The 716-nt window shown below is 65.4% G+C and carries 1 protein-coding gene; it reads left to right on the top strand.

The window, feature by feature from the left end; translation table 11 throughout:
• On the top strand, positions 1–716 hold a 716-nt coding region (locus tag ACTJI4_RS18275; RefSeq protein ID WP_440870149.1), incomplete at both ends, for a hemagglutinin repeat-containing protein.

Here is a 716-nt window from a genome sequence, read left to right as displayed (position 1 = left end):
GTGGGCAGCCTGGGCGGCAACGTGAACCTGGGCGCGGGCGGCAAGTACACCCAGATCGCCAGCAACGTGGTGGCCGCGCAGGATGTGAATATCACTGCGGCGGAGATCGAACTGCTCACCGCCAACGAGACCGGCTACAACTCGCAGAGCGACAAGGACCTGAAGATCGGCGTGTTCGCTCGGATCAAGTCGCCCTTCATCGATCTGATCAACAACGTGGACTCGGCGCGGCAGTCCGATGGGCGGCTGCGGGCGATGCAGGGTATGGCGGCCGGTGCCAATGCGTATCAAGCCGGTAGTGCCATTGTCAGCGCCACCAAGGGTGCCGGCAGCGGAGCGCTGTTCAGCGCCGAAGCTGGCATCGGCTTCAAGTCCGCCAGCAGCAGCGCCGAGGGCAGCAGTACCGTTTCGCGCGGCTCCACCATCCAGGGCGGTGGCAACGTCAACCTGACCAGCACCAGCGGCGACATCCACGTGGTGCAGGGCAACCTCAGTGCCGGCAACACGCTGGCGCTGGATTCGGCCGGCGACATCCTGCTGGAAGCAGGCAAGGCGCACCTCCAGGACAAGAGCAAGAGCAACAACGCAGGCGCCGAAGTAGGCGTGGGCGTATCGCTCGGCGCGCAGACCGGCGTGTACGTGTATGCCGAAGCCAGCGTGGGCAGCAGCAAGTCCAACTCCGACAGCAGCACCTGGCAGAACACCACGCTCACCGG

The organism is Stenotrophomonas sp. 22385, from assembly GCF_052045085.1.
Lineage (GTDB): Bacteria > Pseudomonadota > Gammaproteobacteria > Xanthomonadales > Xanthomonadaceae > Stenotrophomonas.
The sequence above is the reverse complement of the archived record's forward strand: the minus strand, read 5'-3'. Positions and strand labels throughout refer to the sequence as shown.